3 rRNA genes are annotated in these 5,755 nt (G+C 58.9%); all 3 read left to right on the forward strand.

The features are described 5' to 3' along the window. The first annotated feature begins 86 nt into the window (after nt 1-86). The 3 genes from DRB06_RS00425 to rrf all read left to right on the forward strand — a co-directional run bounded on the left by DRB06_RS00425 (nt 87) and on the right by rrf (nt 5,698). Nucleotides 87-1,653, forward strand: a 16S ribosomal RNA gene (locus DRB06_RS00425). Nucleotides 1,654-2,018: 365 nt separating this feature from the next. Beyond that, a 23S ribosomal RNA gene (locus DRB06_RS00430) occupies nt 2,019-5,222 on the forward strand. Between the two features lie 354 nt (nt 5,223-5,576). Beyond that, a 5S ribosomal RNA gene (gene rrf, locus DRB06_RS00435) occupies nt 5,577-5,698 on the forward strand. Together the 16S, 23S and 5S rRNA genes form the textbook arrangement of a ribosomal RNA operon. Nucleotides 5,699-5,755: the final 57 nt, after the last annotated feature.

Genomic DNA, 5,755 nt, shown 5'->3' on the forward strand with positions numbered 1-5,755 from the left:
TGGGTGTGTTGTTTGGGATCTCGATAGTGTGTCGTGTTTGTTTGTTTTGTTGGTTTTTTGTTGGTTTCTTTGTTTGGTTTTTGTTTTGTTTGGAGAGTTTGATCCTGGCTCAGGACGAACGCTGGCGGCGTGCTTAACACATGCAAGTCGAACGGGCTGGCTCTGGTTTTTTGCTGGGGTTGGTTAGTGGCGAACGGGTGAGTAACACGTGAGTAACCTGCCCTCTTCTCCTGGATAACTGCTTGAAAGGGCGGCTAATACGGGGTGGTCTGGCCTGCCTGCATGGGTGGGTTGGTATAGGTTCAACTTTGGTTGTTCTGGTGGGGGATGGGCTCGCGGCTTATCAGCTTGTTGGTGGGGTGATGGCTTACCAAGGCTTTGACGGGTAGCCGGCCTGAGAGGGTGGACGGTCACACTGGGACTGAGATACGGCCCAGACTCCTGCGGGAGGCAGCAGTGGGGAATATTGCACAATGGGCGGAAGCCTGATGCAGCGACGTCGCGTGAGGGATGGAGGCCTTCGGGTTGTGAACCTCTTTTTCCGGTGGTGAAGGCTTGCCTCGTTTGTGGGTGGGTTGACGGTAGCCGGGTTAGGAAGCGCCGGCTAACTACGTGCCAGCAGCCGCGGTAATACGTAGGGCGCGAGCGTTGTCCGGAATTACTGGGCGTAAAGGGCTTGTAGGCGGCTGGTCGCGTCTGCCGTGAAATCCTCTGGCTTAACTGGGGGCTTGCGGTGGGTACGGGCTGGCTTGAGCGCAGTAGGGGAGATTGGAACTCCTGGTGTAGCGGTGGAATGCGCAGATATCAGGAGGAACACCGGTGGCGAAGGCGGGTCTCTGGGCTGTTGCTGACGCTGAGGAGCGAAAGCGTGGGGAGCGAACAGGATTAGATACCCTGGTAGTCCATGCTGTAAACGTTGGGCACTGGGTGTGGGGGCCCTTTTCCGGGGTTTCCGCGCCGTAGCTAACGCGTTAAGTGCCCCGCCTGGGGAGTACGGCCGCAAGGCTAAAACTCAAAGGAATTGACGGGGGCCCGCACAAGCGGCGGAGCATGCGGATTAATTCGATGCAACGCGAAGAACCTTACCAAGGCTTGACATGGGCTGGTTGCTGCCGGAGACGGTGGTTCTCTTGCTGCTTTTTGTGGTTTGGGCTGGTCTGCAGGTGGTGCATGGTTGTCGTCAGCTCGTGTCGTGAGATGTTGGGTTAAGTCCCGCAACGAGCGCAACCCTTGTCTCGTGTTGCCAGCGCGTTATGGCGGGGACTCGCGGGAGACTGCCGGGGTGAACTCGGAGGAAGGTGGGGATGACGTCAAATCATCATGCCCCTTATGTCTTGGGCTTCACGCATGCTACAATGGCCGGTACAGTGGGTTGCGATGCCGTGAGGTGGAGCGAATCCCTTAAAGCCGGTCTCAGTTCGGATCGGTGCCTGCAACTCGGCACCGTGAAGTTGGAGTCGCTAGTAATCGCGGATCAGCAACGCCGCGGTGAATACGTTCTCGGGCCTTGTACACACCGCCCGTCACGTCATGAAAGCCGGTGACGCCCGAAGCCCGTGGCCTTATGGGGAGCGGTCGAAGGCGGGGCTGGTGATTGGGACGAAGTCGTAACAAGGTAGCCGTACCGGAAGGTGCGGCTGGATCACCTCCTTTCTAGGGAGATTGTTTTGCTGGCAGGGCAGGCAGGCACTCTGTTCGTTTCCTTGTGGTTGCGTGTGTTGCGTGGCTGGGGGGCGGGCGGGACCCTCTTCTCCTCCTTCTTTTGGTTGGTGGGGTTGGGGGTGGCATGCTGTCGGGTTCCGGGGCTGCGTGTCCTGGGTTGCCTGCTGGCTTTGCTTCTGGCCTTTGGGGTTGGGGGTGGGGTTGGTTGGGTGGGTTGGTTGTGAACTGTATAGCGGACGCGAGCATCAATGATTGTTTGTTCAGCTTGTTTGCTGGTTTGTTGTTGCTTGTGGTTGTTTTGCGTGTTTTGTTGTTGTTTTGCCTGTTTTGCTTGTTTTGTTTTGCTTGTGTTTGTTTGTGTTGTTTTTTTGGGCGTTCGGTGGATGCCTTGGCACCAGGAGCCGATGAAGGACGTGGCGGCCTGCGATATGCCTCGGGGAGCTGGCTTGCGGGCTGTGATCCGAGGGTTTCCGAATGGGGGTACCCGGCGCGAGTTGTGTCGCGTCACCTGTCCCTGAATTGATAGGGGGTGGGGGGTTACGCGGGGAAGTGAAACATCTTAGTACCCGTAGGAGAGGATATTCTGTGAGTAGTGGCGAGCGAAAGCGGATTAGGTTAAACCGTGGTCGTGTGATTACTCGGCAGGGGTTGCGGCTGCGGGGTTGTGGGGCGTGCTTGTGGGTTTGCTGCCGTGGGCCCGCACTGTTTGCTGGTGGGTAGCTGGATTCTCTGGGATGGGGAGCCGTAGAGGGTGATAGCCCCGTAGGTTGAACCTGCTGGTGTGGTGTTGAGCATGTTTTTTTCCCCTTTTGTGCGTGGGGTTCGTGGAGTCTTGCGTGTGTCTGCCAGGACCACCTGGCTGCCTAAATACTTCCTGGTGACCGATAGCGGATTAGTACCGTGAGGGAATGGTGAAAAGTACCCCGGGAGGGGAGTGAAAGAGTACCTGAAACCGGGCGCCTACAAGCCGTCAGAGCCTGCCGGGCTGGTTTTCTGGTCTGTGTGGGTGGTGGCGTGCCTTTTGAAGAATGAGCCTGCGAGTCAGGGCGTGTCGCGAGGTTAACCCGTGTGGGGTAGTCGTAGCGAAAGCGAGTCTGAAGTTTGGGCGTTATTAGTGGCGCGTTCTGGACCCGAAGCGGGGTGATCTACCCATGGCCAGGTTGAGGCACGTGTAAGAGCGTGTGGAGGACCGAACCCACCTCGGTTGAAAACGGGGGGGATGAGCTGTGGGTAGGGGTGAAAGGCCAATCAAACTCCGTGATAGCTGGTTCTCCCCGAAATGCATTTAGGTGCAGCGTTGCGTGTTGCCGTGCGGAGGTAGAGCACTGGTTGGTTGAGGGGCCTTACAGGGTTGCTGATGCCAGTCAAACTCCGAATGCCGTATTGGTTTAGCGTGGCAGTGAGACTGCGGGGGATAAGCTTCGTGGTCGAGAGGGAAACAGCCCGGATCGCCGGCTAAGGCCCCTAAGTGTGCGCTAAGTGGGAAAGGATGTGCGGTCGCGGTGACAGCCAGGAGGTTGGCTTAGAAGCAGCCATCCTTGAAAGAGTGCGTAATAGCTCACTGGTCGAGTGGTCGTGCGCCGACAATGTAGCGGGGCTCAAGCGCACCGCCGAAGCCGCGGACCCCGGCCCTGGTTGGGTTGGGGTGGTAGGGGAGCGTCCTGCGTTGGGTGAAGCCCGGGGGTGACTCTTGGGTGGACGGCGTGGGAGTGAGAATGCAGGCATGAGTAGCGAGACCGGGGTGGGATTCCCCGGCGCCGTATGACTAAGGGTTCCAGGGGCAGGTTCGTCCTCCCTGGGTGAGTCGGGGCCTAAGGCGAGGCCGACAGGCGTAGTCGATGGATGACGGGTTGATATTCCCGTACCGGTGGAGTACCGCCCATGCTGACGTGCGGGTGCTAACCCACGCCGTTGCCGCTGTTTCCTGTGGTTGGGCTTTCGGGCCTGGCTGTGGGGTGGTGGTGTGGTCTGGGGACCGACCGTGCTGGTAGGCAAGCGTGTTTTAACTGGGGTGACGCACAGAGGTAGCCTCGCGGGGCTTATGGCTTGTCCCGTTCAAGCGTGTGGCCTGGTGCCTAGGTAAATCCGGGTGCCGTGCCCTGCCCTGTTGGGTGGGGTTGGGTGAGGCGTGATGGTGACCCTGCCGGTGTGGTGGGGGATAGTAGGGTGATCCTGTGGTGCCTAGAAAAGCCTCGACGTGAGGTGCTTTACCGCCCGTACCCTAAACCGACACAGGTGGTCGGGCAGAGTATGCCCAGGCGTGCGAGTGAATCATGGTTAAGGAACTCGGCAAAATGCCCCCGTAACTTCGGGAGAAGGGGGGCCTGAGCCTTGAAGCCCCGTTGCGGGCTAGGGGTGAGGGTCGCAGGGACCAGGGAGGAGCGACTGTTTACTAAAAACACAGGTCCGTGCGAAGCCGTAAGGCGATGTATACGGACTGACGCCTGCCCGGTGCTGGAAGGTTAAGAGGATCCGTTAGTCCCACGGTTAGTGTGGGGTGAAGCGGTGAGCCTAAGCCCCAGTAAACGGCGGTGGTAACTATAACCATCCTAAGGTAGCGAAATTCCTTGTCGGGTAAGTTCCGACCTGCACGAATGGCGTAACGACTCCTCTACTGTCTCAACCATGAGCTCGGCGAAATTGCATTACGAGTAAAGATGCTCGTTACGCGCAGAAGGACGGAAAGACCCCGGGACCTTTACTGCAGCTTGGTATTGACGTCCGCCATTGTTTGTGCAGGATAGGTGGGAGACTGTGAAGCGGTCGCGCTAGCGGTTGTGGAGTCGTTGTTGGGATACCACTCTGATGGTGGCGTGCGTCTGAACCTGGGCCCGTGATCCGGGTCAGGGACAGTGCCTGGTGGGTAGTTTAACTGGGGCGGTTGCCTCCTAAAAGGTAACGGAGGCGCTCAAAGGTTCTCTCATCCTGGTCGGTAACCAGGTGTTGAGTGCAAGCGCACAAGAGGGCTTGACTGTGAGACTGACGGGTCGAGCAGGCACGAAAGTGGGAGCTAGTGATCCGGCGATCCCGTGTGGGTGGGTCGTCGCTCAACGGATAAAAGGTACCCCGGGGATAACAGGCTGATCCTGCCCAAGAGTCCATATCGACGGCATGGTTTGGCACCTCGATGTCGGCTCGTCGCATCCTGGGGCTGGAGCAGGTCCCAAGGGTTGGGCTGTTCGCCCATTAAAGCGGTACGCGAGCTGGGTTTAGAACGTCGTGAGACAGTTCGGTCCCTATCCTCTGCGCGCGTTGGAGACTTGAGGAGTGCTGTCCCTAGTACGAGAGGACCAGGACGGACGAACCTCTGGTGTGCCAGTTGTACCGCCAGGTGCATGGCTGGTTGGCTACGTTCGGGTCGGGTAACCGCTGAAAGCATCTAAGCGGGAAACCGTCTCCAAGATAAGGTCTCCGCAACCCCTCCTTGTGGGGGGTTGGTAGGCTCCCAGTTAGACGACTGGGTTGATAGGCCAGGTGTGGAAGCAGGCAGTCCCGTGTGGGGTGAATCCTGTTGCTTGAGCTGACTGGTACTAACAATGGCCGACACAACACAACACAACACTCACTGCCCGTGGGGTTCCCGGCCGGGGGCCCCTTAGGTGGTGGGTGGTGGCGAGCGAAACAATTGTTTTTATGGCATGGAACCGGCAGGCACACGCCCCCCCGCCTTGTGTTCGGGGTGGGTGCGCGTGGGATGGCTTGACGCGTGGGGCTTCCACAAGCAGCAGTGTTCAGCCGGCAAACAACATGAGTTGGGCAGTTCTTTCAATCAGTTGGTTTGTTTTTTGCGTCCGCTGTACGGTTCACAGGCAACCCACCCGAATAGGGTGCTGATATGTGAACAGGGTGTGTGGTGCGTGCGCGAGCGTCCGCCTGGCCTGGTTGTTTCTGGGTGGGTGTGGGTTGGTGTGTGTGCCGGTGGTCATAGCGGGGTGGGTCATGCCCGGTCTTTTCTTTCCGAACCCGGAAGCCAAGCCCCCCAGCGCCGATGGTACTGCCCCCGGAAGGCGGGTGGGAGAGTAGGACACTGCCGGCACGCTCACGAACCCACACCCACAACCCGCACCCACCCCCCGGGGCCCTGGCCGGGGGG

It is taken from the genome of Actinomyces sp. Z5, from assembly GCF_003287795.1.
Lineage (GTDB): Bacteria > Actinomycetota > Actinomycetes > Actinomycetales > Actinomycetaceae > Actinomyces > Actinomyces glycerinitolerans.